The 24,106-nt window shown below is 67.0% G+C and carries 35 protein-coding genes and 2 tRNA genes; 14 read left to right on the top strand and 23 right to left on the bottom strand.

All coding sequences use genetic code 11. From position 1 onward, the window contains the following. Nucleotides 1-34: 34 nt before the first annotated feature. Entirely contained in the window at nucleotides 35-877 is an 843-nt protein-coding gene (locus tag DJ019_RS01665) for a universal stress protein (protein ID WP_165843852.1), read from the top strand. A 36-nt stretch (nucleotides 878-913) separates the two neighbouring features. Here DJ019_RS01665 and DJ019_RS20725 read toward each other — a convergent pair whose 3' ends face one another. Both DJ019_RS20725 and DJ019_RS01670 read right to left on the bottom strand, forming a co-directional pair. Then, nucleotides 914-1,204, bottom strand: coding sequence for a hypothetical protein (locus DJ019_RS20725; RefSeq protein ID WP_133255219.1), 291 nt, complete (start codon nucleotides 1,202-1,204; stop codon nucleotides 914-916). 92 nt (nucleotides 1,205-1,296) lie between these two features. After that, a complete protein-coding gene (locus DJ019_RS01670; protein WP_111274240.1) occupies nucleotides 1,297-1,692 on the bottom strand; it encodes a DUF302 domain-containing protein in 396 nt (131 codons plus the stop codon). Nucleotides 1,693-2,063: 371 nt separating this feature from the next. Here DJ019_RS01670 and argC point away from each other — a divergent pair, with 371 nt between their 5' ends. Together argC and msrB are read left to right on the top strand one after the other, a co-directional pair. Next, nucleotides 2,064-3,041 (top strand): N-acetyl-gamma-glutamyl-phosphate reductase, encoded by a 978-nt coding sequence (gene argC / locus DJ019_RS01675; RefSeq protein ID WP_111274241.1) that lies wholly within the window; start codon nucleotides 2,064-2,066, stop codon nucleotides 3,039-3,041. Between the two features lie 49 nt (nucleotides 3,042-3,090). Next, the gene (gene msrB, locus DJ019_RS01680; RefSeq protein ID WP_111274242.1) at nucleotides 3,091-3,588 is read left to right on the top strand and encodes a peptide-methionine (R)-S-oxide reductase MsrB; all 498 of its coding nucleotides are present in this window, start codon (nucleotides 3,091-3,093) and stop codon (nucleotides 3,586-3,588) included. On the opposite strand, the gene DJ019_RS21495 is transcribed toward msrB, so the two are convergent. The 4 genes from DJ019_RS21495 to DJ019_RS01695 form a co-directional block, all read right to left on the bottom strand. Then, nucleotides 3,585-3,719, bottom strand: a complete 135-nt coding sequence (locus DJ019_RS21495; protein ID WP_276309957.1) for a hypothetical protein — start codon at nucleotides 3,717-3,719, stop codon at nucleotides 3,585-3,587. The two genes, msrB and DJ019_RS21495, sit on opposite strands and share 4 nt — an antisense overlap. A 75-nt stretch (nucleotides 3,720-3,794) precedes the next feature. Continuing rightward, nucleotides 3,795-4,616 carry a GIN domain-containing protein gene (locus DJ019_RS01685; RefSeq protein ID WP_111274243.1) on the bottom strand — a complete coding sequence of 274 codons (822 nt, stop codon included), beginning with the start codon at nucleotides 4,614-4,616 and terminating at the stop codon, nucleotides 3,795-3,797. Between the two features lie 14 nt (nucleotides 4,617-4,630). Beyond that, the gene (locus tag DJ019_RS01690) at nucleotides 4,631-5,191 is read right to left on the bottom strand and encodes a DUF1700 domain-containing protein (RefSeq protein WP_111274244.1); all 561 of its coding nucleotides are present in this window, start codon (nucleotides 5,189-5,191) and stop codon (nucleotides 4,631-4,633) included. Further along, nucleotides 5,188-5,517 carry a PadR family transcriptional regulator gene (locus DJ019_RS01695; protein WP_111274245.1) on the bottom strand — a complete coding sequence of 110 codons (330 nt, stop codon included), beginning with the start codon at nucleotides 5,515-5,517 and terminating at the stop codon, nucleotides 5,188-5,190. The genes DJ019_RS01690 and DJ019_RS01695 overlap by 4 nt, the downstream gene beginning before the upstream one ends. A 181-nt stretch (nucleotides 5,518-5,698) precedes the next feature. Between DJ019_RS01695 and DJ019_RS01700 the strand changes: the two genes are divergently transcribed. Beyond that, on the top strand, nucleotides 5,699-6,748 hold the full coding sequence (locus DJ019_RS01700; RefSeq protein ID WP_111274246.1) for a S41 family peptidase: 1,050 nt from the start codon (nucleotides 5,699-5,701) through the stop codon (nucleotides 6,746-6,748). Here the strand turns inward: DJ019_RS01700 and phaC are convergent. Beyond that, nucleotides 6,745-8,724 carry a class I poly(R)-hydroxyalkanoic acid synthase gene (gene phaC, locus DJ019_RS01705; protein ID WP_420849825.1) on the bottom strand — a complete coding sequence of 660 codons (1,980 nt, stop codon included), beginning with the start codon at nucleotides 8,722-8,724 and terminating at the stop codon, nucleotides 6,745-6,747. The genes DJ019_RS01700 and phaC overlap by 4 nt on opposite strands. Nucleotides 8,725-8,830: 106 nt before the next feature. Here phaC and DJ019_RS01710 point away from each other — a divergent pair, with 106 nt between their 5' ends. The 10 genes from DJ019_RS01710 (at nucleotide 8,831) to DJ019_RS01755 (ending at nucleotide 16,748) form a co-directional block, all read left to right on the top strand. Continuing rightward, on the top strand, nucleotides 8,831-9,247 hold the full coding sequence (locus DJ019_RS01710; RefSeq protein ID WP_111274247.1) for a hypothetical protein: 417 nt from the start codon (nucleotides 8,831-8,833) through the stop codon (nucleotides 9,245-9,247). A 165-nt stretch (nucleotides 9,248-9,412) separates the two neighbouring features. Further along, nucleotides 9,413-10,633 (top strand): LL-diaminopimelate aminotransferase, encoded by a 1,221-nt coding sequence (locus DJ019_RS01715; protein ID WP_111274248.1) that lies wholly within the window; start codon nucleotides 9,413-9,415, stop codon nucleotides 10,631-10,633. Nucleotides 10,634-10,641: 8 nt separating this feature from the next. Then, entirely contained in the window at nucleotides 10,642-11,931 is a 1,290-nt protein-coding gene (locus DJ019_RS01720) for a homoserine dehydrogenase (RefSeq protein WP_111274743.1), read from the top strand. 44 nt (nucleotides 11,932-11,975) lie between these two features. Beyond that, a complete protein-coding gene (gene glpX / locus DJ019_RS01725; protein WP_111274249.1) occupies nucleotides 11,976-12,929 on the top strand; it encodes a class II fructose-bisphosphatase in 954 nt (317 codons plus the stop codon). A gap of 85 nt (nucleotides 12,930-13,014) precedes the next feature. Then, the gene (recJ, locus tag DJ019_RS01730) at nucleotides 13,015-14,814 is read left to right on the top strand and encodes a single-stranded-DNA-specific exonuclease RecJ (RefSeq protein WP_111274250.1); all 1,800 of its coding nucleotides are present in this window, start codon (nucleotides 13,015-13,017) and stop codon (nucleotides 14,812-14,814) included. 62 nt (nucleotides 14,815-14,876) lie between these two features. Next, a tRNA-Glu gene (locus DJ019_RS01735) sits at nucleotides 14,877-14,951 on the top strand. A 145-nt stretch (nucleotides 14,952-15,096) separates the two neighbouring features. Beyond that, nucleotides 15,097-15,678, top strand: coding sequence for a cold-shock protein (locus tag DJ019_RS01740; protein ID WP_111274251.1), 582 nt, complete (start codon nucleotides 15,097-15,099; stop codon nucleotides 15,676-15,678). A 25-nt stretch (nucleotides 15,679-15,703) separates the two neighbouring features. Then, complete coding sequence (locus DJ019_RS01745) at nucleotides 15,704-16,213, top strand: DUF192 domain-containing protein (protein WP_111274744.1); 510 nt, start codon at nucleotides 15,704-15,706, stop codon at nucleotides 16,211-16,213. Then, a complete protein-coding gene (locus DJ019_RS01750) occupies nucleotides 16,206-16,628 on the top strand; it encodes a PaaI family thioesterase (protein ID WP_111274252.1) in 423 nt (140 codons plus the stop codon). Before DJ019_RS01745 ends, DJ019_RS01750 begins: the two co-directional genes overlap by 8 nt. A gap of 46 nt (nucleotides 16,629-16,674) precedes the next feature. Beyond that, a tRNA-Pro gene (locus DJ019_RS01755) sits at nucleotides 16,675-16,748 on the top strand. 35 nt (nucleotides 16,749-16,783) lie between these two features. Here the strand turns inward: DJ019_RS01755 and DJ019_RS01760 are convergent. The 16 genes from DJ019_RS01760 to DJ019_RS01830 all read right to left on the bottom strand — a co-directional run bounded on the left by DJ019_RS01760 (nucleotide 16,784) and on the right by DJ019_RS01830 (nucleotide 24,096). Beyond that, on the bottom strand, nucleotides 16,784-17,845 hold the full coding sequence (locus DJ019_RS01760) for a tyrosine-type recombinase/integrase (protein WP_111274253.1): 1,062 nt from the start codon (nucleotides 17,843-17,845) through the stop codon (nucleotides 16,784-16,786). A 195-nt stretch (nucleotides 17,846-18,040) separates the two neighbouring features. After that, nucleotides 18,041-19,324 carry an RNA-guided endonuclease InsQ/TnpB family protein gene (locus DJ019_RS01765; protein ID WP_165843853.1) on the bottom strand — a complete coding sequence of 428 codons (1,284 nt, stop codon included), beginning with the start codon at nucleotides 19,322-19,324 and terminating at the stop codon, nucleotides 18,041-18,043. 1 nt (nucleotide 19,325) lies between these two features. Then, a complete protein-coding gene (locus tag DJ019_RS20835) occupies nucleotides 19,326-19,511 on the bottom strand; it encodes a hypothetical protein (protein WP_165843854.1) in 186 nt (61 codons plus the stop codon). After that, nucleotides 19,508-20,101 (bottom strand): hypothetical protein, encoded by a 594-nt coding sequence (locus DJ019_RS01770; RefSeq protein ID WP_111274255.1) that lies wholly within the window; start codon nucleotides 20,099-20,101, stop codon nucleotides 19,508-19,510. The genes DJ019_RS20835 and DJ019_RS01770 overlap by 4 nt, the downstream gene beginning before the upstream one ends. Beyond that, on the bottom strand, nucleotides 20,091-20,474 hold the full coding sequence (locus tag DJ019_RS01775; protein ID WP_133255220.1) for a hypothetical protein: 384 nt from the start codon (nucleotides 20,472-20,474) through the stop codon (nucleotides 20,091-20,093). The genes DJ019_RS01770 and DJ019_RS01775 overlap by 11 nt, the downstream gene beginning before the upstream one ends. After that, nucleotides 20,464-20,769, bottom strand: coding sequence for a hypothetical protein (locus DJ019_RS01780; protein ID WP_111274257.1), 306 nt, complete (start codon nucleotides 20,767-20,769; stop codon nucleotides 20,464-20,466). The genes DJ019_RS01775 and DJ019_RS01780 overlap by 11 nt, the downstream gene beginning before the upstream one ends. Further along, nucleotides 20,769-20,957 carry a hypothetical protein gene (locus tag DJ019_RS01785; protein ID WP_111274258.1) on the bottom strand — a complete coding sequence of 63 codons (189 nt, stop codon included), beginning with the start codon at nucleotides 20,955-20,957 and terminating at the stop codon, nucleotides 20,769-20,771. The genes DJ019_RS01780 and DJ019_RS01785 overlap by 1 nt, the downstream gene beginning before the upstream one ends. Before the next feature lie 332 nt (nucleotides 20,958-21,289). After that, complete coding sequence (locus DJ019_RS20840; protein ID WP_165843855.1) at nucleotides 21,290-21,445, bottom strand: hypothetical protein; 156 nt, start codon at nucleotides 21,443-21,445, stop codon at nucleotides 21,290-21,292. Continuing rightward, nucleotides 21,445-21,645, bottom strand: coding sequence for a hypothetical protein (locus DJ019_RS01790; protein ID WP_111274259.1), 201 nt, complete (start codon nucleotides 21,643-21,645; stop codon nucleotides 21,445-21,447). The genes DJ019_RS20840 and DJ019_RS01790 overlap by 1 nt, the downstream gene beginning before the upstream one ends. A gap of 187 nt (nucleotides 21,646-21,832) precedes the next feature. Beyond that, nucleotides 21,833-21,958 (bottom strand): hypothetical protein, encoded by a 126-nt coding sequence (locus tag DJ019_RS21500; RefSeq protein ID WP_276309958.1) that lies wholly within the window; start codon nucleotides 21,956-21,958, stop codon nucleotides 21,833-21,835. A 502-nt stretch (nucleotides 21,959-22,460) separates the two neighbouring features. Beyond that, nucleotides 22,461-22,676 (bottom strand): hypothetical protein, encoded by a 216-nt coding sequence (locus DJ019_RS01805; protein ID WP_111274262.1) that lies wholly within the window; start codon nucleotides 22,674-22,676, stop codon nucleotides 22,461-22,463. Nucleotides 22,677-22,678: 2 nt separating this feature from the next. Then, a complete protein-coding gene (locus DJ019_RS01810) occupies nucleotides 22,679-22,939 on the bottom strand; it encodes a hypothetical protein (protein WP_111274263.1) in 261 nt (86 codons plus the stop codon). Then, nucleotides 22,936-23,265 (bottom strand): hypothetical protein, encoded by a 330-nt coding sequence (locus DJ019_RS01815; RefSeq protein ID WP_111274264.1) that lies wholly within the window; start codon nucleotides 23,263-23,265, stop codon nucleotides 22,936-22,938. The genes DJ019_RS01810 and DJ019_RS01815 overlap by 4 nt, the downstream gene beginning before the upstream one ends. Further along, on the bottom strand, nucleotides 23,262-23,459 hold the full coding sequence (locus DJ019_RS01820) for a hypothetical protein (RefSeq protein WP_133255221.1): 198 nt from the start codon (nucleotides 23,457-23,459) through the stop codon (nucleotides 23,262-23,264). Before DJ019_RS01820 ends, DJ019_RS01815 begins: the two co-directional genes overlap by 4 nt. A gap of 11 nt (nucleotides 23,460-23,470) precedes the next feature. Then, nucleotides 23,471-23,722 carry a hypothetical protein gene (locus DJ019_RS01825; RefSeq protein WP_111274266.1) on the bottom strand — a complete coding sequence of 84 codons (252 nt, stop codon included), beginning with the start codon at nucleotides 23,720-23,722 and terminating at the stop codon, nucleotides 23,471-23,473. Next, a complete protein-coding gene (locus DJ019_RS01830; RefSeq protein ID WP_111274267.1) occupies nucleotides 23,719-24,096 on the bottom strand; it encodes a hypothetical protein in 378 nt (125 codons plus the stop codon). Before DJ019_RS01830 ends, DJ019_RS01825 begins: the two co-directional genes overlap by 4 nt. Nucleotides 24,097-24,106: the final 10 nt, after the last annotated feature.

Here is a 24,106-nt window from a genome sequence, read left to right on the forward strand (position 1 = left end):
CGATCATGGGCTCCCCCGCGGAGGTCCATCGCCCATGAAAGATATCCTGCTTCACATCGACAGCTATCCGGACTCGACGCCGCCCGAGGCGATCGACCAGGCGGTCCGCTTCGCGGGCGCGGTCGGCGCAAGCCTGACGGCACTGGCGGTTCAGGTCGATCTCCAGGCGCCGGGCAACTGGCTGGCCGACCGGCTCATTAATCTCAGGGGGGTCTGCGCCGAACAGGAAGCCAAGAGTCTCGCGGCCTGCCAGGAAGCCCTGAGGGTGTTCGAGGGCTGCCTCGCGAAGCACAAGGTGGGCGGGGAGGGTCGCCTCACAAAGGCGGACCTCTATCTCGTGGGCAATCACGTGGCCCTGCAGGCGCGCACCCGCGACCTGTGCCTCGTCCCGATGATGGACCGCCTGGATGGACAGCGTGGAATCGCTGAGGCCATCGTGTTCGGATCCGGGCGTCCGGTGCTGTTGTATCGGCCTGGGATCGCCGACCTGCTGGGCGGCGGCCTGAGCACGGCGGTGCTGGCCTGGGACGGGAGCCGCACCGCCGCGCGGGCGCTCGCCGATGCGCTGCCGGTTCTATTGAAGGCCCGCCAGGTCCGGGTGCTCACGGTTATGAACGACAAGCCGGAGGCCCGGTCTGGGATTGCGGATGACGTGCTGCGCCACTTGAAGGCTCATGGGATCGACGCTGTCGTCGACGAGGTCGACGGTTCCCGGCGGAAGACGGGTGAGGTGTTCGCAGACTACGCCGCCCAACATAAGTCGGACCTGTTCGTGATGGGCGCCTACGGCCGATCGCGCGTTCGCGAGTTCATCCTCGGGGGCGCCACCGAACACATGCTGCACGATCCCAAAGTGCCGCTGTTGCTGTCGCACTGACTTTCTTCCGAGGACGGCGGCGCTGCCGGCGGAGCGCTAACGGTTCCGGCGGCGTCGCTCGCGCCGACCGATCCAAATCAGCGCCACCACCCCGGCGAGGATCGCGACCGCGCGTTCGGGCCGATGCGCGACTGCCGCGGCGAAGCGCTGCGCGAGCTTGACGGCGATCAAGGGCGCTGCGGCGGCTGCGTCCCTTAGATCGTCCGGCGTATCCGAGAGGTCATGCGTCAAATTGTGCGCGACGTCCCGAACGGCCGGCCCGACTTCGTCCGGGTCCGGCAAGAAGCCTGCAGCTTCGGGCGGATCTTGGGTGGGAGAATTGGCCATGGGGGTCTCGCTGCTGGTGTTTGCGATACGGCCGACCTCAAGTCGGGCTGTCCTCAGGTCCGAGCGGTCCCCCGCCCCCCGCTGCGTGACGCCTAGGCGGTCGCGAGCCGATCCATAGCGGCTTGCAGTTTCGCGCCGACAGCCGCCGCCTGCGCGCGGAGCTGCGGATTGCCGATCGCCTGCATCGAAGCTTCCGGGTCGATCGCGGCTACCTCGGTGCGGCCGCCGCCGGCGTCCTGCACGACGACGTTGCAGGGCAGCATGGTCCCGACCTTGTCCTCGAGCTTCAAGGCCTCGTGCGCCAGGGTCGGATTACACGCGCCGAGGATTCGGTAGGGCCGGAAGTCGGCGCCAATCTTGGCCTTCAGCGTCTGCGCCACGTCGATTTCGGTGAGCACGCCGAACCCCTCTTCGGCCAGCGCCGCCTTGGTGCGCGCCACCGCCTCCTCGAAGGGCAGGTCGAGGGTCCTGGCGAAGTAGTAGGTCATGAAGCCCTCTGAAGCGGCAGGGGTTGAGTTCATGGTCGCGTTGACCTTACCGCGATGCCCGTGCATTGGCACGTTTGCAGGCCTTCTCTCGAAGGCTACGCGCCAGTCGGACCCGCAACGGACGGCTGACCTACTTTGGGCGGCCAATGCGACTTGAACCTGCGCAGGGACGAACGAGGAACGAGACAAGATGCGCTTCACAGATCATTCACAAGACTTTTTCGTCATGATTTTGCGATGAAAAACAATATGTTAGAGAACTTCCAGTTCTCGAAGCGCTAACCGGCGCGCGACAACTCGCGTTTACGGCAAGGGCGCTTCGGGAAACCGAGGCGCCCTTTCTCATTGGTCCCTGTCCATCGGAGGCCGCCATGGCCCACACAGTGTTCATCGACGGCGAAGCTGGAACGACCGGCCTGCAGATCCGCGAACGGCTGGCCGGACGGACCGACCTCGAGGTCGTGTCCATCGACCCGGCGCGGCGCAAGGACCCCGAGGCGCGCCGCGAGTTGCTGAACGGCGTGGACGCCGTAGTCCTTTGCCTGCCCGACGACGCCGCGCGCGAGGCGGTGTCGATGGTCAGTTCGAACAGCGTGAAGGTGGTCGACGCCTCCACCGCCCATCGGGTGGCGGCGGACTGGGCCTACGGCTTTGCGGAAATGTCGGGCCAGCGCGAGGCGATTCGGGCCTCCAATCGCGTCTCCAATCCGGGCTGCTATCCCACGGGCTTCATCGGCTTGGTGCGGCCGCTGGTCTCGGCGGGCCTGATCCCGGCCGACTTCCCGCTGACCGTGAATGCGGTGTCCGGCTATTCCGGCGGGGGGAAGGGGCTGATCGGCGAGTTCGAGGCCGCCGCGCCGCCGTCCGGCACGGACGACGCCTTCCGCGCCTATGGCTTCACCCTGGCCCACAAGCACCTGCCGGAGATGCAAGCCTATGCCGGCCTCGCCCATGCGCCGGTCTTCGCGCCGTCGGTCGGCCGTTACGCCCAGGGGATGCTGGTAGAGGTCCCGCTTCAGCTCTGGGCCATGCGCGGGACGCCGAACCCTGCCGACCTGCATGCGGCCCTGGCGGAAGCCTATGAAGGCGAGGCGTTCGTCGAGGTGGCAAGCTGGGACGAATGCCAGGCGCTGCAGAATGAGCGTGCCGGCGCGGCTGGATATGTCGCGGCGCTGGATCCTCAGAGTCTGAACGACACGAACCGGATGCGCTTGTTCGTCTTCGGCAACGCCGTGCGGGGCCAGGCCCGGCTTGTGGCGGTGCTGGATAATCTGGGCAAGGGCGCCTCGGGCGCGGCGGTCCAGAATCTGAACCTGATGCTCGGACTGCCGGAAGCCGCAGGTCTCTGACCCAAGGCGGCGCTTGCATCCCGGCTGTGAGGGATCACGTAATCGGGGCATGAACGCGCATCGTCTCCTCGACCGCCGCGGCTTCCTGGCCGCAGTGTCCTTCGCCGCCCTCGGCGCGCCCAGCCTTGCTGCCGCCGCCAAGGACGCCTACGCCGATAGCGCCTGGCGAAAGGTCAGTGACGCGGAATGGCGTCGGCGTCTGCCGCCGGCCAGCTATCGCGTGCTGCGCCACGAGGATACCGAGCGGGCGGGGACCAGTCCGCTGAACCGAGAGAAGCGGAAGGGGACCTACGTCTGCCTTGGCTGCGACCTGCCGCTGTTCAGTTCGGAGACCAAGTTCGACAGCGGTACGGGCTGGCCCAGCTTCTACCGTGCGCTCCCAGGCGCCGTGGCGACGAAGACGGACTACAAGATTGGCGTGCCGCGCACCGAATACCACTGCGCGCGCTGCCTGGGGCATCAGGGGCACGTTTTCGACGACGGGCCCCGGCCGACCGGCCTGCGGTACTGCAACAACGGCGTCGCCTTGAGATTTGTCCCGCCCTAGTGGACGCGGGAGACGACCCGGATCAAGGCGCTCTCTTCCACCGGCGGTGGCGCTGGCTTTCGCGACGGCGCTGCGAGGGCGACAAGGGCCAGCGCCATGCTGGCGACGAAGGCGGCGATCACGAACTTCATGGCGTCCTCTCCCCAGGGACGACGGTTCGAAAGGGCCGGCCTGGGCGCGTCATGCGCGCCCAGGCCGCAGGCTTCCTAGAGCTTGCTGCTCTTGGGGGACGGTGAGGGCGTAGCCGGCGTAGAGGAGGGCTCCTCCGACGGACCTTGCGGGCTCTCCTCGCGCACCCGGCCAGCCCCCGAGATGTCCGTTTCGAGGCGGGCGGGGCGGGTCAGCAGGCGCACGTCCCCCATGCCGGAGATCTCAAGCCTGGCCCATTCGGTCGGCGCCACGGTCGCATCCCCTGCGCCCGAGATGTCCACCACGGCCCCGCGGGTCTTGAGCGCCGCCAAGTCGACGTCGCCACGGCCGGAGATGTCCAGGTTCACCTCCTGCGCCTCTCCGGCGGCTTCGACCTCGGCCTCGCCGGACACTTCGATCCGGAGGCTGTCCTGGCGATATCCTTCGATCGCAAGCGAGCTGCGGCCGGAGACATCAAAACTGCTGATGGCCGGTGCGCGCACGACGATCGTCAGCTTCGGCCCCGAACCCATGTGGTGACGATGCCGGTACCGGATCGAGTCGCCCCGGACGACCACGCGCTGGACGGCGCGTTCCGGGCCGGTGACCGTCACGCTGGCCGGGCCATCCGTCTGGATGTAGCGCACGTCGGCCGGGAGATTGACGTCAAGGCTGTCGGCTCCCGTCCATTCCAGCGTGCGGGTGACCTGCGGGCCGCTGTCGGTGTCGTGGTGGTCGCTGTCCCAGCTCCACTCGTTGTGGCCGCTCCAGCGGCCGTCGGCCAACCACCAGCCGCCGCGGGCGATGGCGTCGGGACCGCCGATGGCCACCGCCGCCGACAGGGCGCCGACGCTGAGGACGAAGCCCGCGACGGCGATCATCAGAAGAACGCGGATCATATGCGATCCTCCGTTTAGGGTTCGAGCGCCGGCTTGAGCAGCCGGTAGTGCAGGCGCCCGTACCAGACGAGCGCGTTCATCAGGCCGATGGACACGATGGTCAGGATCGCGCCGCCGGAGGCGGAGCCGGCCATGATGCCGATACCGCCCAGGAGGGCCGTCGCCGGCCCGCCAGGTGGATCCATGAAGGGCCCCGCGGCGAACACGACCGCGCCGGCGAAGAAAGCGACCACCACCGCTACGGCGATCCCTACAAGGGCGCTGGCCACTCCGATGAGGATCGGGAGCAGGACCAGGATGTCGATGGCGCCCAGGCCCAGCACCGCAAACACCGCCGCGGCGGCGGACGAGGGGCTGCGCTCCTCGCGCCAGCGATTCAGGGTGCTCTCGGCGCGAAGTTCCCGGGCAAGCCGGTCCGGATCGCCGAGCGCGGCGGCCACTTCCGCTTCCGTGCGGCCGGCGGCCTCGCCGTCCGCGAAGTGCGCCTCATAGTCGGCCAAGATGTCGGCCACGGCCTGAGGGGGAAGGCCGCGCAGGCCGTCCCGAAGCCGGGCCAGGAATGCCTGGCGTGTCATTTCGCCCCTCCAAAAACGATCTGGTCCACGGCGCCGGAGAAGGACGACCAGGCGTCCTTCTGACCCTGGAATGTCTGCTTTCCGCTCTGGCTGAGCCGGTAGTACTTGCGCGGGGGACCGGCTGGGCTCTCAACCAGATAGGTCTCCACGAGGCCGTCCGACTGCAGGCGGCGCATCAGCGGATAGATGGTGCCTTCGCCCATCCCGATGGCGCCCGACAGGCGGCTGGCGATCTCATAGGCGTAGCTGTCGTGCTGGGAGAGCAGGGCGAGCACACACAGTTCGAGCGCCCCCTTCTTCAGCTGGATTTCGATGGCTTCGGGCACGTGGTCGCACCTCCTTGATGAGCCATTGGGTACGGCAAGGTAGCGGGCGGTGCAAGGTAGCTTGCATTAAACCTTAGTAACGCCAGGTCCGGCATTACATCGGGGTCATGACGCAGACTTAACTCGGCTTCGGCGGCGTGACCGTGGCACCCACCGGTCCAGATTCTGATGGAGTTCGCCCTTGATCCGTCGCCTGTTCCTCGCCGCGGTGGCCAGCGCCGCTGTTCTGCCGACCACTGTCCTCGCGGGCGACCTGACGGCCCAAGGCGCAGGTGATGTGCTGGACCAGATCATCGCGGGGCTGGATCGCTACATGGACCCCGCCGTCGGGACGAGGGCGCAGGCTGTGCTGCGCGATCATCGGGAGGAGTATCTCAAGCTCGATTCCCGGGAAGCTTTCGCCGCGGCCGTCAGCCGCGACCTGCTTTCGGCCAGCGGCGACAAGCATCTGAAGGTCTCGGTGCAGACCGTGGACGCTGGACGCCAGGCTCGCATCACCGACGAACAGCAGGACCTCGTCGATCGCCGCCTCGCGTACGGGCTCTCAGCCGCGCGCCGACTGCCGGCGAACATCGGCTACCTGAAGCTCAGCTACTTCGGGCAGACCGAGCCGGGCGCCAGGATGGTGGACGCCGCACTAGGCCTCCTGAAGGATACAGACGCCCTGATCATCGACCTGCGCGAGAACCGCGGCGGTGGCGGCGCCTCCGATGAGACGCTTGTGGGCCATCTGGATCGGGAACTGCGCCCCATGGTCCGCATCGCCTGGCGAACGGACGAGGGCGGAACCGAGACTATGCAGCGACTGCCGCGCAAACCTGCGGGCGAGGCGCTCTATGCGTCCAAGCCAGTGTATCTGCTCACCTCGAACAGGACCTTCTCGGCGGCCGAGGGCTTTGCCTATCACCTGAAAGCCATTGGGCGTGCGACCGTGGTGGGGCAGACGACGGGCGGCGGCGCCAATCCGTCCAACCGTCCGACACCCTTGTCCTACGGTTTCCGCATCTTCATCCCAAACGGCAAGGTCACGCACCCTGTGACGGGAGCCAACTGGGAAGGCGTCGGCGTGGCGCCCGACGTGGCGGTCCCGGCCAACGAGGCTCTGACGGCGGCCTACAGGCTCGCGCTGGCGGCCGCCCAGCCCTTGGTCTCCACGGCAAAGTCCGAGGCCGAACGAACAGCAGCGATCGCCGACCCGGGCGCGGCGCTGCTGGCCGACCAGGCTCTCTAGCTCTTCACCTTCACATAGTCTCCCGGCGCATCGCCCAGCGGTGCGAGCGGACCTGTGGCGGGATCGCGCGCGGGGACCATCTTGCCCGAGCGCGCCTTCAGCCACTCCACCCAGTGCGGCCACCAGGACCCGGGCGCCTCGACGGCCCCGGCCTGCCATTCCTCGAGCGTCGGGGGCAGGGCGCTGTTCGTCCAGTGCTGGTACTTGTTGGCGACCGGGGCGTTGATCACGCCGGCGATATGCCCGGAGCCGGCCATGGTGAATGTCACCGGCCCGCCGAACAATCTGGCTCCTTTGTAGACCGACCGCGCCGGGGCGATGTGGTCCTCCTTGGACGACTGGACATAGACGGGAACCTTCACGTCGCCGAGGTTCAGCTTCACGCCGTCCATGACCAGCTCGCCCTTGGCCAGGGCGTTGTCGCCGTAGAAGCGGCGCAGGTAGAACAGGTGCAAAGTCCTCGGCATCCGCGTCTGGTCGGAGTTCCAGAACAGCAGGTCGAACGGCTTCGGCTCCTTGCCCAGGAGGTAGTTGTTCACGAAAAACGACCAGATCAGGTCGTTCGACCTCAGCGCGTTGAAGGTGTCGGCCATCGACTGGCCGGAGAGGACGCCGCCGCCCTCGTCCATCTTCTGCTCTAGGGTCTTCAGCCAGTTCTCGTTGGTGAACAGGAGAAGGTCGCCTGCCTCCGAGAAATCCTGCTGGGCGGCGAAGAAGGTGGCCGATCCGATCGAGGTGTCGCCCTTGGCCGCCATGTGGGCGAGCGTGGCCGAGAGCAGCGTGCCCCCGATGCAGTAGCCGACGGTGTTCACATGATCGACGCCGGCCTGCTTCATGGCCGCGCCGACGCCCTCGTAGATGCCCTGGCGCATATAGTCTTCGAAGGTCTTGGTCGCGAGCTCTGGCGTCGGATTCACCCAGGAAGCGACAAAGACGGTGATCCCCTGGGCAGCGAGCCAGCGGATCATGGAATTCTCGGGACGCAGGTCCAGGATGTAGAACTTGTTGATCCAGGGCGGGAAGATCACCAGCGGGATCTCGAAAACCTGCTCCGTAGCCGGCGAGAACTGCAGAAGCTCGATGATCTCGTTGCGGAAGATCACCTTGCCCGGCGCGGTCGCGACATTCTCGCCGATCTTGAACATGTCGTAGTCGGTCTGGGCGATGGCGAGCTGCCCGCCGCCCCGCTGCAGGTCGGCGGTGAAGTTCTCCATGCCCTTCACCAGGCTCTCGCCGCCGGTGGCCATCACCGCCTTCAACGCCGTGGGGTTCGAGGCGAGGAAATTCGACGGAGAGAAGGCGTCCGTGAGCATCTTCATGAAGAACTCGACCCGGCGCTTCTCCATCGGCTCGACGCCGTCGACCTCGGCGACCAGATCGTTCAGGAAGTTGGCCGTGAGCAGGTACGACTGCTTGATGACGTCGAAGAGCGGGTTCTCGGACCAGTCAGGATCGGTGAAGCGCTTGTCGCCCTTGGCCGGTGTGACGACCGGCTCCGGCGCCTCGCCGGTCATGCGGCGGGTGGCCGACTGCCACAGGTCGAGGTAGCGCGAGAACAGGTCGGCCTGGGCCCGCATCATCCTGTCGGGCTGTGCGGCCAGGCGGCCCATGACGTGGGTCAGGGCAGGGGCGACATGAAAAGGATCGGGGGACAGGGCGGCCGGGCGGTCCGCCTGGCGCAGCGCCATCTCGGCGATGGCGCCCTGGGCCGTGATGGCGGCGCGCGCCAGGTTCATGGACAGCTTCTCGAGCTGCTCCCGGTGCTCGGCGTTGAATTGCGCGGGATTGAACGCGGCGCCCAGAAACGCCGGCTGTTCGGCCGCCTTGGCCTGCGGCGGCGGTTCGACCGGGGTGGCCGAGGCTTCGACTCGGGACGCCTTCTTGGTCCCTTTGGCTTCCTTCGCGGCCTTGCCGCCTCCCTTGGCGCCGGACTTCTTGGCCTTCGCCTTCGCGGGGGCCAGGGTCTCTTCGCTCATCAGTCCGTTCTCCCGAGCGGCGCGATCTCACCTCGCGCTCTTTCGCCGACCACGATCATCGCATAAGACCTTGGCTCAAATGAATGCGTCGCGCCCGCTTTTTCCGATGGCCCTGCGCCTTGTCCAATCCGCGAGCCTGGTCGCGGGGTGCGCGCTGCTGACCGGCTGCGCGGGGAGTCCGTTCAAGGACGCCAAGGTGGACCCGGCCTCGCCCGTGGCCGCCGACGTGACGCGCATCACTCGTCAGCCGGCGAAATACCCGACCTTCGCCGACATCCCCAAGCCGCCGACCGACATCCGTCCGCTCGCCCAGTACGGCGCCGACGCCCGGACGGTCCTGGCCGCCGGCGAGGCCCTGGAACGCGCCACGGCCCCTGGAACCTGGACGCTGGAAGGCACCGACGACTTCGCCGAGAAGGCCCGTCGCGACGCGGGCCCCCAGCTCGAGCCGCCGAACCCCGGCGATGCCGAAGCGTTCGCCCGGGAACTCCGGGAGCGAGCTACCCCGCCTCCGCCGCGCTAGGCGCCTAGTCCGGTCGGAACTTGCCGATTGGACAATAGGAAGCAGGCGGCGGGGGCATAAATTTCCTCGAACCGGCTTGGCTGACTCCCGCCTGGAGTCTATCGAAGCCTGCCCCTTCAGCTCGCAGATCGGCCGCATCGGCGAACGCGGCGCAAGAGCTCTTAAATGACACCCGAATTCCACCGTATCCGACGCCTCCCGCCCTACGTCTTCGAAGAGGTCAACCGCATCAAGGCCCGCCTGCGGGGGCAGGGCGTCGACATCATCGATTTCGGCATGGGCAATCCCGACATGCCGACGCCAAAGCACATCGTCGACAAGCTGGTCGAGACGGCGCGCGACCCCAAGGCCGGCCGCTATTCCGCGTCCAAGGGCATCACCGGCCTCCGAAAGGCCATGGCCAACTATTACGGCCGCCGCTTTGGCGTGAAGCTGGACCCGGACCGGGAGGTCATCGCGACCCTCGGCTCCAAGGAGGGCTTCGCCAACCTGGCCCAGGCCCTGACCGCGCCCGGCGACGTGATCATCTGTCCGAATCCGGCGTACCCGATCCACGCCTACGGCTTCATCATGGCTGGCGGCGTGATCCGCCACGTCCCGGCTGGCAGCCCCGAGGAATATCTGTCGGGCATCAGCCGCGCCGTGAAGCACTCGGCCCCCCCGCCCAGCGTGCTGATCGTGAGCTATCCGTCGAATCCCACCGCCCAGTGGGTGGATCTCGACTTCTACAAGGAAGTGGTGGCCCTGGCGCGCAAGCACGACCTGCTGGTGCTGTCCGACATCGCCTATTCGGAGATCTATTTCGACGACAACCCGCCGCCCTCGCTGCTCCAGGTCGAAGGCGCCAAGGACATCGCGGTCGAGGTCAACTCGCTTTCGAAGACCTACGCCATGGCCGGCTGGCGCGTGGGCATGGTGGTGGGCAATGAGCGGATGTGCGCCGCGCTGGCGCGCGTGAAATCCTATCTGGACTACGGCGCCTATACGCCGATCCAGGTCGCGGCGGCCGCGGCGCTGAACGGGCCGCAGGACTGCGTCGACGAGATCCGCGCCATCTACAAGGGCCGCAGGGACACGCTGGTCGAGTCCATGAAGCGGGCCGGCTGGGATATTCCGGCTCCGCCCGCCTCGATGTTCGCCTGGGCGCCGCTGCCGAAGCAGTACGAGTCCGCCGGCTCCATGCTGTTCTCGAAGCTGTTGGTGGAGGAGGCGGGCGTCGCCGTGGCGCCCGGCGTCGCGTTCGGCGAGTATGGTGAGGGTTATGTTCGGATCGGCCTGGTCGAGAACGAACACCGCATCCGGCAGGCTGCACGCAACGTGAAGAAGTTTCTCTCCAACGCCGACGAAATCCTGGGACGGGCGCACAACGCCCTAGGCTCCCAATGAGCGAGTTCATGGATCGCAAACCGTGGGGGATCGGCGTCGCCGGTCTTGGCACCGTGGGCGCTGGCCTCCTGCAGTTCCTGGGCGAGAACCCGGCCTTTGCCCCGGCGGGCGGTCTGGCCTACGTCAGCGGCGTTTCGGCCCGTTCGCGGTCCCGGCCGCGGCCTGTGGACATCTCGAACATCCCCTGGTTCGACGATCCGGTGGCGCTGGCCCAGGCCGACGCGACCGAAATCTTCGTGGAACTGATCGGCGGCTCGGATGGCCCCGCAAAGGCGGCGGTCGAGGCGGCGCTCCGGGCCGGCAAGCCGGTCGTGACCGCGAACAAGGCGCTGATCGCCGAGCACGGGGCCGAACTCGCGGCCCTGGCTGAGGAAAACGACGCGCCCCTGCTGTTCGAGGCTGCCGTGATGGGCGGCGTGCCGGCGGTGAAGGTGGTGCGCGAGGCCCTGGTGGGTGACGACATCCACTCGATCGCGGGCATCCTCAACGGCACCTGCAACTACATCCTCACCGAGATGGAAGCCACAGGGCGCTCGTTCGAGGAGGTGCTGGCCGAGGCTCAGCGTCTGGGCTACGCCGAGGCCGATCCGACCATGGACGTCGGCGGGTTCGACGCCGCCCACAAGATCACCATCCTCGCCGCCCTGGCGTTCGGCTGCGCGCCCAACTTCGCCGCGGCCGAGATCGAGGGCATAGACCAGGTCGCCTTGCTCGACATCCGGATGGCGAAGGACCTTGGGTACCGGATCAAGCTGGTGGCGTCCGCCGAACGCTCGCCGCACGGCGCGCTGGTGCGGGTCCACCCGACCCTGGCTCCCCTGGACCATCCGCTGGCCCGCGCCGGCGGCGCCTTGAACGCCCTGTTCATCGAGGGCGAACGCACCGGCCGCCTGTTCCTGCAGGGGCCCGGGGCCGGCGCCGCGCCCACGGCCGCGGCGGTCGCCGCCGACATCTCCGACGTGATCGCGGGCGCGCGCCGCCCGGTCTTCCAGGCGCCGGCCGAGGATCTCACGCCGTTCGATCCGGTCGATCCTTCGAAGCTGATGGGCCGGGCCTATCTTCGCTTCCTGGTGAAGGACGAGCCGGGGGTGATCGCCGCGGTGTCCGAGACGCTGGCGGAAGCCGGCGTCTCCATCGAGAGCTTCCTGCAGAAGCCGACCGAGGGCGCGGAAGGGGTGCCGATCGTGCTGACGACCCACGCCGTGGCCGAGTCGGCCCTGTCTGCCGCCGTGGAGCGCATCGCCGGCCTGCCCGCGGTGCTCGATCGTCCTAGATTGTTGCGAATTGCCCGCATCTAAGATCAAAGGCGCCCCAGAAGGCGCTCGCTGGGGTTGGAAACGAGATGAGCTCTGAAGTTCTGGACCGCAGCCTGATCCTGGACGCGGTCCGGGTGACGGAGGCTGCCGCCATAGCGGCGTGGAAACTCGCCGGCCGGGGTGACGAGATAGCCGCCGACCAGGCCGCCGTCGACGCCATGCGCACGGCGCTGAACGAACTGGCCGTAGACGGCGAGATCGTGATCGGCGAGGGCGAGCGGGACGAGGCGCCGATGCTCTATATCGGCGAAAAGGTGGGCAAGGGCGGCAAGGCCAAGATCGACATCGCCCTCGACCCGCTGGAAGGCACCACCCTGACGGCCAAGGCCATGGCCAATGCGCTGGCCGTGATGGCCTGGGCGCCGAAGGGCACCCTGCTGAACGCACCCGACACCTACATGGACAAGATCGCCTGCGGCCCCGGCTACCCCGCCGGCGTGATCGACCTCGACAAGAGCCCGGCCGACAATGTCCAGGCGCTGGCCAAGGCCAAGGGCGTGAACCCGAGCGAGATCACCGTCTGCATCCTCGACCGGCCCCGCCATGCCGAGATCATCGCCTCTGTCCGCTCGGTCGGCGCGCGGGTGCACCTGATCACCGATGGCGACGTGGCCGGTGTGATCAACACCGCCGATCCGGAAACCGGCATCGACCTCTATGTCGGCTCCGGCGGCGCGCCCGAGGGCGTGCTGGCGTGCGCCGCGCTGAAGTGCGTGGGCGGTCAGTTCCAAGGGCGGCTCGTGTTCCGCAACGGCGATGAGCGCGCCCGCGCCGCCCGCGTGGGCATCACCGACCTCGACAAGAAGTACGACCTGCACGAGATGGTCCGCGCCGACGCGATCTTCGCGGCGACCGGCGTCACCAAGGGCGCGCTCCTGGACGGCGTGCGAGTGGCCGGGGGCTTCATCCATACGCACACCCTGGTGATGAACTCCGCCACCGGGACCGTGCGCGAAGTGCGGATGAAGCGCCCGCTCTGAACTGCGTCCGTTTCTGACGCCGAGTCGCGCTAGCGACTCGCCCAGCCGCGGCCGATAAGGCCGTGGAGTGCGAGGTGGTGAGCCAATGGCCGACGGCGGCGATCATCTGGGCTATCTGGGGGTGAGCCGGTCGCTGTCCGGGCGGGCGTGGCGCCAGCGTCCTGCCTGCCCGGAACTCACCCGCCGCCACCAGCTCGATCATGGCCTGTCGGAGCTGTTGGCCCGCAGCTTGGCTGCGCGGGGCGTCACCGCCGAGGCCTGTGGCGATTTCCTGAATCCGACCCTGAAGTCGTTGTTTCCCGATCCGTCGTCCTTCGCCGACATGGATCGCGCGGCGACGGTGCTTGTCGACGCCCTGGAAGCTCGGCGGCGGATCGTGGTCTTCGCCGACTACGACGTGGACGGCGCCTCGTCGGCGGCGCTGATCGTCAGGTGGTTCCGGGCCATGGGCCTGGAGCTGTCGATCTATGTGCCGGATCGCATCACCGAGGGCTATGGACCGTCGCCCGCCGCATTCCGCCGGCTGAAGGATGAGGGTGCGGACCTCGTAGTGACGGTGGACTGCGGCGCCGCCGCCCACGACGCCCTGGCCTGCGCGGCGGAGATCGACCTGCCCGTCGTGGTGATCGACCACCACCTGATGCGGCCCGGCGAAATTCCGCACGTCGCCGCCCTGGTGAACCCGAATCGGCCGGATTGCACGTCTGGGCAGGGACACCTGGCCGCTGCCGGCGTGAGCTTCGTGCTGCTGGCCGCCTTGAATCGGGAAGCGCGCCGCCGGGGCCTGTTCGACGGCGTGAGAGAACCCGACCTGAGGGCCTGGCTGGATCTCGCGGCCATGGGCGCCGTCTGCGACGTGACTCAGCTCACGGGCTTCAATCGCGCGCTCGCCGCGCAGGGGCTCAAGGTGATGTCCGGCTGGGCGAACCCCGGCCTGAAGGCCCTGATGGAGGTCGCCAAGGGGCAGGGGCCGGCGTCGGTCTTCCACGTCGGGTTCCTGTTGGGGCCGCGCATCAACGCCGGAGGACGAATCGGCCGGTCCGACCTGGGCGCGCGCCTGCTGTCGACCGACGATCCCGAAGAGGCCACGGCGCTGGCGGCGGAGTTGGATGAGCTCAACGCCTCCCGCAAGGATGTCGAGCGGGAGGTGCAGGAGGCGGCCGTCCGTCAGATCGAGCACGCCAGCAACCAGGCCGATGCGCCGTGCCTGGTGGTCGCCGAGGATGGCTGGCACCCCGGTGTGATCGGGATCGTCGCGGGCCGGTTGCGCGAACGCTACCGCAAGCCGGTGATCGTCATCGGCATCGATCGGGCGGCCGACGTGGGCAAGGGCTCCGGCCGATCGCAACCGGGCGTGAACCTCGGACGGGCGGTCCAGGCGGCGTACGAGGAAGGCCTGCTGCTGGCCGGCGGGGGCCACGCGATGGCGGCGGGTCTCTCCGTGCGGCCGGCCGTGATCCCGGAACTCCGGGAATTCCTGTGCGCCCGGATGGCCGCGGAGGCTGAGATCGCGGCCGCCGAGGACGCCTTCGAGATCGACGCCCTGGTGACGGCGCGGGGAGCGGACCGGGGCCTCTGGGCCGAGTTCCAGCGGCTTGCCCCGTTTGGACCCGGCAATCCCGAACCGACGTTCGCGCTCGCGGACGTTCGGCTCGAGCGTCCCATGGCGATGCGCGGCGGTCACGTGCGTTGCACCCTGACCGATCGTTCCGGCGGACGACTCAAGGCGGTGGCCTGGCGCTGCGAAGACACCGAGGCCGGCCGTCGGCTGCTGCAGGAGGGCGGCGCGGTCCACGTGGCCGGCCGCCTGAAACCCGACGATTGGCAGGGGCGGGAGGGCGTCCAGCTCGAGATCGAGGACGTCGCCGATCCGCGTCGCGCATGAAGTGATTTTGGCCGCTTGCACCCCCATTAGAAGGCCGCTATAGACCCGGCCTCGCGCGACGCGGTCCCTTCGTCTATCGGTTAGGACGTCAGGTTTTCAACCTGAAGAGAGGGGTTCGACTCCCCTAGGGACTGCCACGCGATTTCCCCCACATTCTGGTTTTCTCCACGGGTGCGCGCCGCGTCACGATGCGAATCAATCATTGACGACGCCGGCGTTACAAGAACAGTGTTATAGTTGGCCCTTAACCCAATCGACGGGGGGTAACGGGCCGAGGGGCGAATGGCTGGTTACGAATTCGAGCAGATCGATGTCGCGCTCCCGGCGGTGCGGATCTCCGGGCGTGTGAAATGGTTCGACGCAGGCAAGGGCTACGGCTTCATCGTGCCGGACGACCCTAGCCAGACCGACTTGAAGGATGTGCTGCTCCATGTGACCAGCCTGCGCAGTTCAGGCCGCGAGAGCTGCCTGGAAGGCTCGCTCATCACCTGCGATGTCGTGCGACGTGCGAAGGGGTGGCAGGTGGCCGAAGTCGTCCTGGTCGACGAGAGTTCGGCCACACCGGCCGAGCGGCGCCCTGAGTTCGGCCGACCGCGCGACGGCAGTGTCGCGCCCCGGCCGACGCGCCGCCCATTGCAGGCGACCGGTCCCCTGGAAGAGGCGAAGGTGAAGTGGTTCAACCGCGCCAAGGGCTACGGCTTCGTGGTGCGCGACAGCCAGCCCGGCGACATCTTCGTCCATATCGAGACCCTGCGCCGCTCGGGAATGGAGGATCTCCAGCCGGGCGATTGCGTAATGGTGCGCTTCGCCGAAGGCCCGAAGGGCCTTGTCGTCGCCGAAATCGAAGCGTCTAACCTCGCCTGACCTGACGCGCTTCGGAGTTGGCTTGGTGTCCCTTGTTTCGCATGGCCGGCGCGGCCTCTTCGCGCTCGCCGTCCTGTCCGTATTCGCAGCGCCAGCCTCGGCGCAGATCGCACGGATGGATCCCAAGCATTGCCGGGGTCAGCCCGAGATCAAGCCCCTCGAAGCGTTGCAGGTGCGCACCGACCGGGGCGTGACCTCCTTCATGGTCGAAGTCGCCGACAGCGAGCGGGAGCGGGAGTACGGCCTGATGTGCCGCCGTTCGCTCCCTGCCGACCGCGGCATGCTGTTTCTGTTTCCCAAGGCCGCGCCCCAGATGTTCTGGATGCGGAACACCCTGATCCCGCTCGACATCATCTACATCGGCGAGAATGGACGGGTCGTCTCGATCAGCCGCAATGTTCAGCCCCTCGACGAGAGCGGCGCGCCGTCGGCGGGTCCGGCGAAGTTCGTCCTGGAACTGGCGGCCGGGCGCGCCGCGCAGATCGGCCTCCTTCCTGGCGACCGGGTGCTGCACAGGGCGCTGCCCCATGGATGAGTTGATCCCCGATCCGCCGCCCGGCTTCGTCCGTTCGAAGGGGCGCGGCCCGTTCTCCACGCACAACGGGCCCTATTTCCATCGGATGGGCGAGGACGGCCTCGTGGAACAGGCCTTCTACGTCCTGCCGCGCCACGCCAACGGCATCGGCATCGTCCATGGCGGGATGCTGTCGGCCTTCAGCGACGGCCTGCTGGCGGCTGCCGTGGGGCGCGGGACGGACAAGGTGGGCGTGACCATCCATCTGTCCATCGACTTCCTGCACATGGCGCGGCAGGGCGACTGGATCATCGGCGAAGCGCGAATGTCACGGGCGACGAAGGATGTGGCGTTCGCCGACGGGCGGTTGCACGCCCGGGGCGTGGACATCGTGCGGGCGTCCGGTGTGTTCAAGCTGATGAGCCGACACGGTTAGTTTGCGGAAAGGCCGAAACGGCTATATCGCAGGGCCGCCGGCGCCTCGGGGCGTAGCGCAGCCTGGTAGCGCATCTGCTTTGGGAGCAGAGGGTCGCAGGTTCAAATCCTGCCGCCCCGACGCCGGAAATTATTGAACTTTTCGACCCTCCAAGCTTAACACTTGGGGGGTCGTTTTGCATTCGGTTTTTCACTCGATGTCCGCTGGGCGTTCTCATTGATTCGCCGGATGCGGTCCCTCAGCAGCTCATCTTTCTTCACGTAGCGGTCGATCAGCCCCTCAACGTAGTCCTCGCTCCACGTCATGATCTCTGCGATCTCGCGGATCGAAAGGCCCCCGAGATAGAACCGCGTCGCGGCGGTTCCGCGCAGATCGTGAAAGTGAAGGGCTCTCAGTGTGGGGGCGTTGTTCTTGGCGCCCTTCCAGCTTGAGCCGAAGCCAGACTGCCAAGGGCGCCCCTTGGTGTTCACCAGCACGGTTGTCGCCTTCTTCGGCACGCTGGCGAGGTAGTCCCGCAGTTCGTCGTAGAGCGGGATCAGCGTCGTCTTGCGCTTCCGGCTCTTGCCGGTGGCAATCTCAATGCTGTGCGGCTGGACGTGCGACCACGACAGGCGAAGCAGATCCGATTGCCGCAGGCCGGTGAGGGCGGCTAGGCGGGCGGCCCGCATGATCTCTGGCGCCGCGTGCTTCTCCAGCTCTGCCAGGTCGTCAGCCGTCCAGATCAGGCCCGAGCGGTCAACGTCGTAGATGCTGCCGATACCCTTGCAGATATTGTTCAGCAGCTTGCCTTCCTCCATGCCGAACGACAGAAGGCGGGACAGAACCTGAATGCCCATATCGGCCGCGCGAGGCGTCGCAGCGTACCGATTGCGCCACTTGATGATGATGGGGCGCATGGCCGGGCGGTCGAACTGTTCGACGCGAAGATCCCCAAATTCGACCTGAATACGGTCCAGCCACGTTGACCAGCTCGCGCGGGTCTTCGCGCTGATCGGGCGAGGCCCCTTTCCGTTCCAGGCGTCCGACGCGCGGAACATCGCGCACAGCCCGGAAAGTCGAGCCTTGTCACCACCCTTGCGGTCTGCGTGGTGGTGCGCAAACTCCGCGGCGAATGCGGGCGTACCGTAGGGCGCCAGAATGCGCGGACCGCCGCGCCAAGCGTAGTGGTACACCCGGCCCTTGGCACGGACGGTGTAGAGCCCCTTCAGATCAACCATAGCCACGTTTCGCCCGCCATGCCGCCAGCTCGTCCTCAAGCTGGTCGGCAGGGGGAGCCTGCTCAGTTGCGGCGGGCAAGATGGCGAGGGCGCCGTTCTCCACAGCGATCTTGAAGCTACCCACAGGCAAGCCGCCTTTGAGCGCGCCCTGGACGGCTCGTGCGTAGTCGGCGGCTGAGAATGCGGCTTTCCGGCTCACCCCCCACCCCCCGCGTTATCCCGGCTGGGGGGTTGGGGGGCGGTCCGCTTCTGAAGAGGTCGCGGGGGAGAGTCGGCATCCGCAATTGCGGTTCCTGCTTCATTGAAGGCCGAAGCCAACTCCACAGGCACTAACGGCGTACCTCGCCGCAGTATGTTGATGGCCGCGTTGTGGTCGGCGTGGGCGTCGTGGCCGCAGGCCCGGCAGGCGAAGCGAGTTCCATCCCGGCTATCTGCATCTACCACGCCGCACGCCGAACACGTCCGGCTCGTGTCCTTCGGATTGACGGTCAGCAGATAGCCGCCGCGCTCCTCCAGCTTGTAAGCGAGCATCTGTCGGAACATGCCCCATCCTTGGTCGAGGATGGCGCGGTTCAATCCAGACTTTGCCCTGACGTTACGGCCTGGAGTCTCAACCGTACCCCTGGCCGAAGCCGTCATATTCCGCACTTTCAGATCCTCCAGCACGACCACGCCGTGGCTCTTGGCGAGGCCGGTAGAAATTTTGTGCAGGAAGTCCTTTCGGGCGGCGGCCACCCGAGCCTGTAACCGGGCGACGCGAAGTCGCGCCTTCCGACGGTTGTTTGAGCCCTTTTTCTTGCGGGCTAGGCGGCGCTGCGCTGTCGCAAGCGATGCCGCAGCTTTGCGTCCAACGTTCGGTCCGTCGATCAACTCGCCGGTCGACAAGGCGGCGAAGACGGTGACGCCGCGATCTATCCCGACGCTCGATTGAACGGGGGTGCTGACTGCTCGCGCGATCTCGTGGGCTAGGCTCACTCGCCACTGTCCTGCGTAGTGCGAAACAGCCACGCTCAGCCATCTTCCACGAAGTTCGCGTGTATCGCGGAATTTCACCCAGCCGATTTTGGGCAGGCGAATGGCGGACCACCTCGCATTGAGGCGCTTCACCGCAAGATCTCTGGATATAAACTGGATAACTCCCCTGGCGTCCTTGACGCGCGGATGGGGGTAGCCGTTGCGGCCGGCAAAAAAAGCGCGGTATGCGGCGTCCAGATCGCGCAGTGCTCGCTCTAAGGCGTCGCGCGGCACGTCGGCCAGCCAATCAACCTGGCGCCGCAGCTCAGACACTTCCTGCGACTGCTGCGCCCACGTCAGGTGCCTTCCGGTCTGCCGGCGGTACTGCCGCCAGAAGTCGCGCCGCTGCTCCAGGCACAGATTGTAGACGAACCTGGTAGCACCGATCCATTGGCGAAGGCGCTCCGCTTGAGCCGCGGTCGGGTGGAGGCGATAGGCGAAGGATCTGTGGATCGTTGCCCCCATCCTACTTCTCCCCCTCGGCCAGGACGTACTGCTCACAGCGCGGCGAGAAGTCGGCCCAAGCGACCGGACCGCCCGGACCGCCCCACCATCGCTCAACGCGCTCATGCAGGTCGTCAGGCGGGTTCCGGTGGCAGTCTCGCGTCGCGCATTTCGCGGAACAGAAGGTCATGTCGCGGTAGGAGGTCACGGCTTCTCCCCCTCGGCCTGGGTGGCGGGGAGGAGGGCGCGGGCGGCCTCTTGCTCCATGATCGCGTCGACGAGCGCGACAAGGCAGGCTTTCCCCCACGCCGTGGACCTGTCGTGGCCCTCGATCAGGTCGGGGTATTTGTCGTGGCGCTCAGGCCAGAACTCGGCCCCGAAGTGGACGTTGTTCCCGTTGCGCTCCCCCGTGTTCGGGTCAACACCAGACGAGCCCTGCATCTGGATGCGGCCGCATCGCATGAGGGCGCGCCAGCGGTTGGCGTCCCCCTCCAACACCCGCACCCGCTCGGCCTGAGCGCGTAGGGCGGCGAGGAGGCGGAGGACCGTGGGCGGGTCGAAGGTGGATACGTGCGTGGCGTTGGCGGCCCACGGGTCGGTTTTGTCGGCTCGATGCATATCGAGCGCGCCCCCGAAAACCCTGGGGTCCTTAATCTGAGCTATGAACGCGCCATCGCCGTCAGTCACCCAGCCCCAATCATAAGGAAACACAGCGCGATACTCCCATGAACCCGGCGTCGCATCCCTCGCCACCTTCTCCAGCGCGTCGAGGTCCAGTCCTTCCGCTTCATTCGTCATGGCTGTTCTCCAGGGCGCGACGGCCGGCGATCTCGGCGAGCACGGCTTCGATCCGCTCGGCCTCGGCTCGCTTCTCTATGGCTGCGTGCTTCAGCGCCGCAGCGACCTTGAACGCTGGGATCGACACGTCTCGGCGCCAGCGCTTAGGCGCGGTGTCGTGGTAGGCCCGCGCCGTCCGCTCATCGAACACGCCAGCCTGCGTCACGTCATTCGTGTAGCCGCACGCGGTGCCGTCTGATGACCGACGATGCCAGCAGTTGTGGTAGTAGGACCAAATCAGCCACGGCCCCCTCTCAGCCTGGAACGGCCGGAAGCGCTTCGGCGGGGAAAAGGGCTTAGTCAGCATCGCCCGGCCTTGTACTTTACCGGTCATGCGGGGCTCCTGGGGTGGGGGTGAGGGCGGCGCGAAGGGCGGGCTGCAAGTACGGACTGGCGGCCTCTATCGGCAGAGCGTCGCTGACGGCCTTCCCAAGCGGGGTAAGGCGCGCAAAACCGCACTTCCCATTGGGGCTGCTGATCTCGATGTGGAAAATTCCCTTTCGGATCAGCGACCTGATCGTGACGATTGAACAGTCCCCGTGGGCAGACCCGTCCTTGACATACATGCGCTGGATCTTCGTGAGGCCGCGCTTTGCGGCGCGGATTTCCGCTGCGGTAAAATCGCCCATCACGCCGCCTCCCGCGCACTCTCGCGCCATACGACGCGCCAACAGCAGCCGGTGCGGCGCCTGATCGTTGCGCCAGGCCAGTAGCGGGCGTGATGCTTCACCCACCGGGAAACGTCCTCGGGCGTGTACAGCGCAAACTGATGCATCGGGACGCCGTAGGCGGTGAAGGCGGTGTAGCTCGGTTGCATGTGTCCTAAGCTCCAATCATCACCATCGCGGCCAGCGCGAGGGCGAAGGGCATAAGGGCGAAGCGGAGGTTGAGGAGGGCGCGGGTCATTCGCTGTCTTCCCGGTCGTAAGCAGCGTTCGCCTCGTTCATTTCCTCCCAGCACTCGGAGCAGTAGAGTTCTCCGATCTGCTCAAAACATTCGGCGAGGTGAGGCTCCATGCCATCCACCGTCCCGCCGCAATTGCCGCACTCCGGCATCACACAGCTCCCATCGTTACCGCCCAGCACACCCCCGCGAACGCGAGGGAAAGCGCCACAAGGGCGAGGTGAAAGAGGAGGTAGCCGGGGCGGGTCATGGGCGCTTCTTCCGGCGCAACGCCGACTCGATCTTCGCGAGAACCCGCAGGATCACGTAGGCGCCAAACAAGATCGCCACCAAGGCCAGCGGGATCGCCGCATCAGCAAGCTGCTTGCCGATCCAGAAATAGAAGCCGTCAGCGATGCTCATCACACAGTCTCCACATGGCTAAGGGCGTCGAGAGACGCGAGGGTCGAGAGAGCTTCGGCGACGCGAGCGGCGTTGCTCTCGCTGACGAAGGCTTTCCAGAGGCGGCCATTGACCGTCACCCGGCCGCCGTCCTGGTCAATGAAGGCCGGCGAGGGGGCGCGGACCGGCTGGCGGGGGAAGGGGACAATGCGGGCGGTCATTGGGCGGCCTCGTCAGTCGGTCGCGGTATCGGGCCGCTGATGACGGTCGGCCGCAGCTCGTTGCCGTCGAGGCCCCAGAAACACCCGACAAACCACCTAGCTACGGTCCACTTGCCCTCGTCTGGGCCATACGCTGGCTTGACCCAATACATGGCGTCCTCTTCGAGGATCACGGTCGGAAGCTCGCTCACCCCTCGCCCCCATCGGCTTGAGGCGGGGCGGGGAGGGCGGCCCACGGCTTGCCGCGGTTCAGGCGGTAGAGCGCGGAGCGATAGTTGACGCCAGCCAGTTCGCAGGCCTCGGACAGCGGCATAGACCGGCCACCATGATTGACGAGGCGATGGTTTCGCTTGTTGCGGGCCTGCTCTTTGGGGGAGGCCCAGCGGCAGTTTTCGGGCGCGTAGGGTCCATCGACGTCGATGCGGTCTATGGTGGCAGCGGGCGTTGGCTTCGTGCCCATGTCCGCGAGGAACGCCTCAAAGCTTGCATCCCACGCAGCACAAACCCGAATGCCCCTTCCGCCATAGTCGGCGTACTTAGGATCGCTGGGGCTCTGGCAGCGGGATCGCAGCTTGAGCCACGAATTGTATTCGCGGCTCCTCGTCATGGCGTGGGTGGATCGGCGTCGGCAAGCTGATGCTACCGCCGCGCGCTGCCGGCAGCCGCAGCTTGTCGTGTGGCCGCCTCGGAGCGCCCGAGGCTCAGTCGTAAAGATTGATCCACAATCGCAACGGCATGAAACGCGCCGCCGCCCGTTCGCATTGGGCGCTGCGTCGCTTTCGACAACGCACGCGCCGAAACGCTGGCCGACCACATCAATCTTGGCTGGCATCGTCACCCTCCGTCTCGATCGGCAACCACCCATCCGCGCTGGGGGCATCCGGGCGGCGGGAGAGGGCTTCGATAGCGTCTCGCAGCTCGGCGGCCTCGTAGCCGCACGCCGTGAACACCTCGCACTTCGTCGGCATGGCCGCAGCTTCGAGGCTTGGCAGATGGCGGCGAAGAACCGCCAGAGCTGCGTCAGGGCTCATGGTCACCGTTCAAACTCCTGCAAGAACCGCTCGCCCTTCGGCGTGACGCGGTAGAAGGGGCGGCCTGCCGTGCCGTCGTCGGCGTAGCCGTGACGGAGGGCGAGGCGCATGTAGGGGCGATCCCAGGATGTGAGGTCGGCGAAGGTCATGATCGCGTGCCTCTTGATGAAGATGAGCAGGCACGCGATCATCACTCGCTCGCTCTCCGTCAGCGGCTCACCCCGCACGAACAGGCGGCGGAGGAAGGCGAAGGGGCCGGTCATCCCCGCTCTCCGGTGGCGCGAGCGATGGCGGCGCGGGCGGCTTCTTCAACGCGATCCCAACCGACGCCGTACAGGTCGCCGTGGTGTTCGCGGATGTACCGCCAGCCGGCGAGCGCATCCTTCAGCGCCTCCAGAAGGTCGGGCGCGGCGGCGATTAGGGGGGCGTTTTCGGGCGCACACTGCGCGATCTGAAACCGGCTCTCGCTGATTTCTGGATCGCCGCAGCAGCTGGAATATCCTCGACCGCAGCAAAGCCTGATGAACTCCACGGCGTGGACATATTCACCGTCTGCGACCCACGGCCCCGGCGTATGCTTCGCGCTCATCCCGCCTCTCCAGCGGCTTTGGCGATGGCGGCGCGATCGGCGAACTGATCGACCCACGCGAGGACAAGGCCCAACTTTCGAGCATCGACGCGACACATCAGGCGGGCGCTCAGGTCTGCCGTCGTTGTGTGCTGCATCGTGTTGGCGGCGTCAGTCCGCACCACTTCGCAGGCGTCGGCGACGGCCTTCGGCATGACGGGCGCCATCAATCGCACCCCGACCAAGAGATCAGGTACGAGGCGAACTTGCCGGGGTTGGCGGCCTCGATGCTCGCGATGAACTGGCGCTCTTCGCCGACCTCGAACGGGGCCGTTTCCGGCCGGTGGCCAAACGGGGTCCACCACTCGCAGTGCTTGCCGTGATCGGCCTTCTGTTCGGCCGTGTAGTAGGCGTACACGGTCGGGATGTCGGAGTAGCCACGCGCGTTGCGGGCTTCCATGATGATGGGTTCGCTCATCCCCGCACCGCCATGTCATCGGCCAGCCGGTAGGCTTCCTCGCTGGCGTGTTCGGCTCGCATGGGCCGTTCCTCTCTTGTGAAGTGATTGGCGCGGGCCCTCCCGAACACTCGGGCGCCGGGCTGGACGACGGTGAAGTCCTGGCCGCTGTTGAGGATCGCCAAGGCCTCGAGGCCGTAGCGGGTGATCTCGTAGCCGAAGCCTTGCTCGTGGCTGACCAGGCCGTGACGGAACAGGGCCGACATGAGGAAGCCCAGCTTCTTCGCGCGGTTGCCGCGGATCCCGGCCTCCTCGCGAAGCTCAGCCAGCGTTGCGGAGCCTTCCGATAGCCTGGAAAGGACGAAGTGGCCCGAGCCGCGATAGGAGATGTTCATGCGGCCCTCC

The sequence above is a fragment of the Phenylobacterium kunshanense genome (genome assembly GCF_003254525.1).
In the GTDB taxonomy this organism is placed as follows: Bacteria; Pseudomonadota; Alphaproteobacteria; order Caulobacterales; family Caulobacteraceae; genus Phenylobacterium; species Phenylobacterium kunshanense.

What these genes read in the sequence shown, in the direction of transcription:
- DJ019_RS01665 (WP_165843852.1), top strand. Translation starts at nt 35, where the DNA reads ATGAAAGATATCCTGCTTCACATCGACAGCTATCCGGACTCGACGCCG.
- DJ019_RS20725 (WP_133255219.1), bottom strand. Translation starts at nt 1,204, where the DNA reads ATGGCCAATTCTCCCACCCAAGATCCGCCCGAAGCTGCAGGCTTCTTG.
- DJ019_RS01670 (WP_111274240.1), bottom strand. Translation starts at nt 1,692, where the DNA reads ATGACCTACTACTTCGCCAGGACCCTCGACCTGCCCTTCGAGGAGGCG.
- argC (WP_111274241.1), top strand. Translation starts at nt 2,064, where the DNA reads ATGGCCCACACAGTGTTCATCGACGGCGAAGCTGGAACGACCGGCCTG.
- msrB (WP_111274242.1), top strand. Translation starts at nt 3,091, where the DNA reads ATGAACGCGCATCGTCTCCTCGACCGCCGCGGCTTCCTGGCCGCAGTG.
- DJ019_RS21495 (WP_276309957.1), bottom strand. Translation starts at nt 3,719, where the DNA reads ATGAAGTTCGTGATCGCCGCCTTCGTCGCCAGCATGGCGCTGGCCCTT.
- DJ019_RS01685 (WP_111274243.1), bottom strand. Translation starts at nt 4,616, where the DNA reads ATGATCCGCGTTCTTCTGATGATCGCCGTCGCGGGCTTCGTCCTCAGC.
- DJ019_RS01690 (WP_111274244.1), bottom strand. Translation starts at nt 5,191, where the DNA reads ATGACACGCCAGGCATTCCTGGCCCGGCTTCGGGACGGCCTGCGCGGC.
- phaC (WP_420849825.1), bottom strand. Translation starts at nt 8,724, where the DNA reads ATGAGCGAAGAGACCCTGGCCCCCGCGAAGGCGAAGGCCAAGAAGTCC.
- DJ019_RS01710 (WP_111274247.1), top strand. Translation starts at nt 8,831, where the DNA reads ATGGCCCTGCGCCTTGTCCAATCCGCGAGCCTGGTCGCGGGGTGCGCG.
- DJ019_RS01715 (WP_111274248.1), top strand. Translation starts at nt 9,413, where the DNA reads ATGACACCCGAATTCCACCGTATCCGACGCCTCCCGCCCTACGTCTTC.
- DJ019_RS01720 (WP_111274743.1), top strand. Translation starts at nt 10,642, where the DNA reads ATGGATCGCAAACCGTGGGGGATCGGCGTCGCCGGTCTTGGCACCGTG.
- glpX (WP_111274249.1), top strand. Translation starts at nt 11,976, where the DNA reads ATGAGCTCTGAAGTTCTGGACCGCAGCCTGATCCTGGACGCGGTCCGG.
- recJ (WP_111274250.1), top strand. Translation starts at nt 13,015, where the DNA reads ATGGCCGACGGCGGCGATCATCTGGGCTATCTGGGGGTGAGCCGGTCG.
- DJ019_RS01740 (WP_111274251.1), top strand. Translation starts at nt 15,097, where the DNA reads ATGGCTGGTTACGAATTCGAGCAGATCGATGTCGCGCTCCCGGCGGTG.
- DJ019_RS01750 (WP_111274252.1), top strand. Translation starts at nt 16,206, where the DNA reads ATGGATGAGTTGATCCCCGATCCGCCGCCCGGCTTCGTCCGTTCGAAG.
- DJ019_RS01760 (WP_111274253.1), bottom strand. Translation starts at nt 17,845, where the DNA reads ATGGTTGATCTGAAGGGGCTCTACACCGTCCGTGCCAAGGGCCGGGTG.
- DJ019_RS01765 (WP_165843853.1), bottom strand. Translation starts at nt 19,324, where the DNA reads ATGGGGGCAACGATCCACAGATCCTTCGCCTATCGCCTCCACCCGACC.
- DJ019_RS01770 (WP_111274255.1), bottom strand. Translation starts at nt 20,101, where the DNA reads ATGACGAATGAAGCGGAAGGACTGGACCTCGACGCGCTGGAGAAGGTG.
- DJ019_RS01775 (WP_133255220.1), bottom strand. Translation starts at nt 20,474, where the DNA reads ATGACCGGTAAAGTACAAGGCCGGGCGATGCTGACTAAGCCCTTTTCC.
- DJ019_RS01780 (WP_111274257.1), bottom strand. Translation starts at nt 20,769, where the DNA reads ATGGGCGATTTTACCGCAGCGGAAATCCGCGCCGCAAAGCGCGGCCTC.
- DJ019_RS01785 (WP_111274258.1), bottom strand. Translation starts at nt 20,957, where the DNA reads ATGCAACCGAGCTACACCGCCTTCACCGCCTACGGCGTCCCGATGCAT.
- DJ019_RS20840 (WP_165843855.1), bottom strand. Translation starts at nt 21,445, where the DNA reads ATGAGCATCGCTGACGGCTTCTATTTCTGGATCGGCAAGCAGCTTGCT.
- DJ019_RS01790 (WP_111274259.1), bottom strand. Translation starts at nt 21,645, where the DNA reads ATGACCGCCCGCATTGTCCCCTTCCCCCGCCAGCCGGTCCGCGCCCCC.
- DJ019_RS21500 (WP_276309958.1), bottom strand. Translation starts at nt 21,958, where the DNA reads ATGCCGCTGTCCGAGGCCTGCGAACTGGCTGGCGTCAACTATCGCTCC.
- DJ019_RS01805 (WP_111274262.1), bottom strand. Translation starts at nt 22,676, where the DNA reads ATGAGCCCTGACGCAGCTCTGGCGGTTCTTCGCCGCCATCTGCCAAGC.
- DJ019_RS01810 (WP_111274263.1), bottom strand. Translation starts at nt 22,939, where the DNA reads ATGACCGGCCCCTTCGCCTTCCTCCGCCGCCTGTTCGTGCGGGGTGAG.
- DJ019_RS01815 (WP_111274264.1), bottom strand. Translation starts at nt 23,265, where the DNA reads ATGAGCGCGAAGCATACGCCGGGGCCGTGGGTCGCAGACGGTGAATAT.
- DJ019_RS01820 (WP_133255221.1), bottom strand. Translation starts at nt 23,459, where the DNA reads ATGCCGAAGGCCGTCGCCGACGCCTGCGAAGTGGTGCGGACTGACGCC.
- DJ019_RS01825 (WP_111274266.1), bottom strand. Translation starts at nt 23,722, where the DNA reads ATGAGCGAACCCATCATCATGGAAGCCCGCAACGCGCGTGGCTACTCC.
- DJ019_RS01830 (WP_111274267.1), bottom strand. Translation starts at nt 24,096, where the DNA reads ATGAACATCTCCTATCGCGGCTCGGGCCACTTCGTCCTTTCCAGGCTA.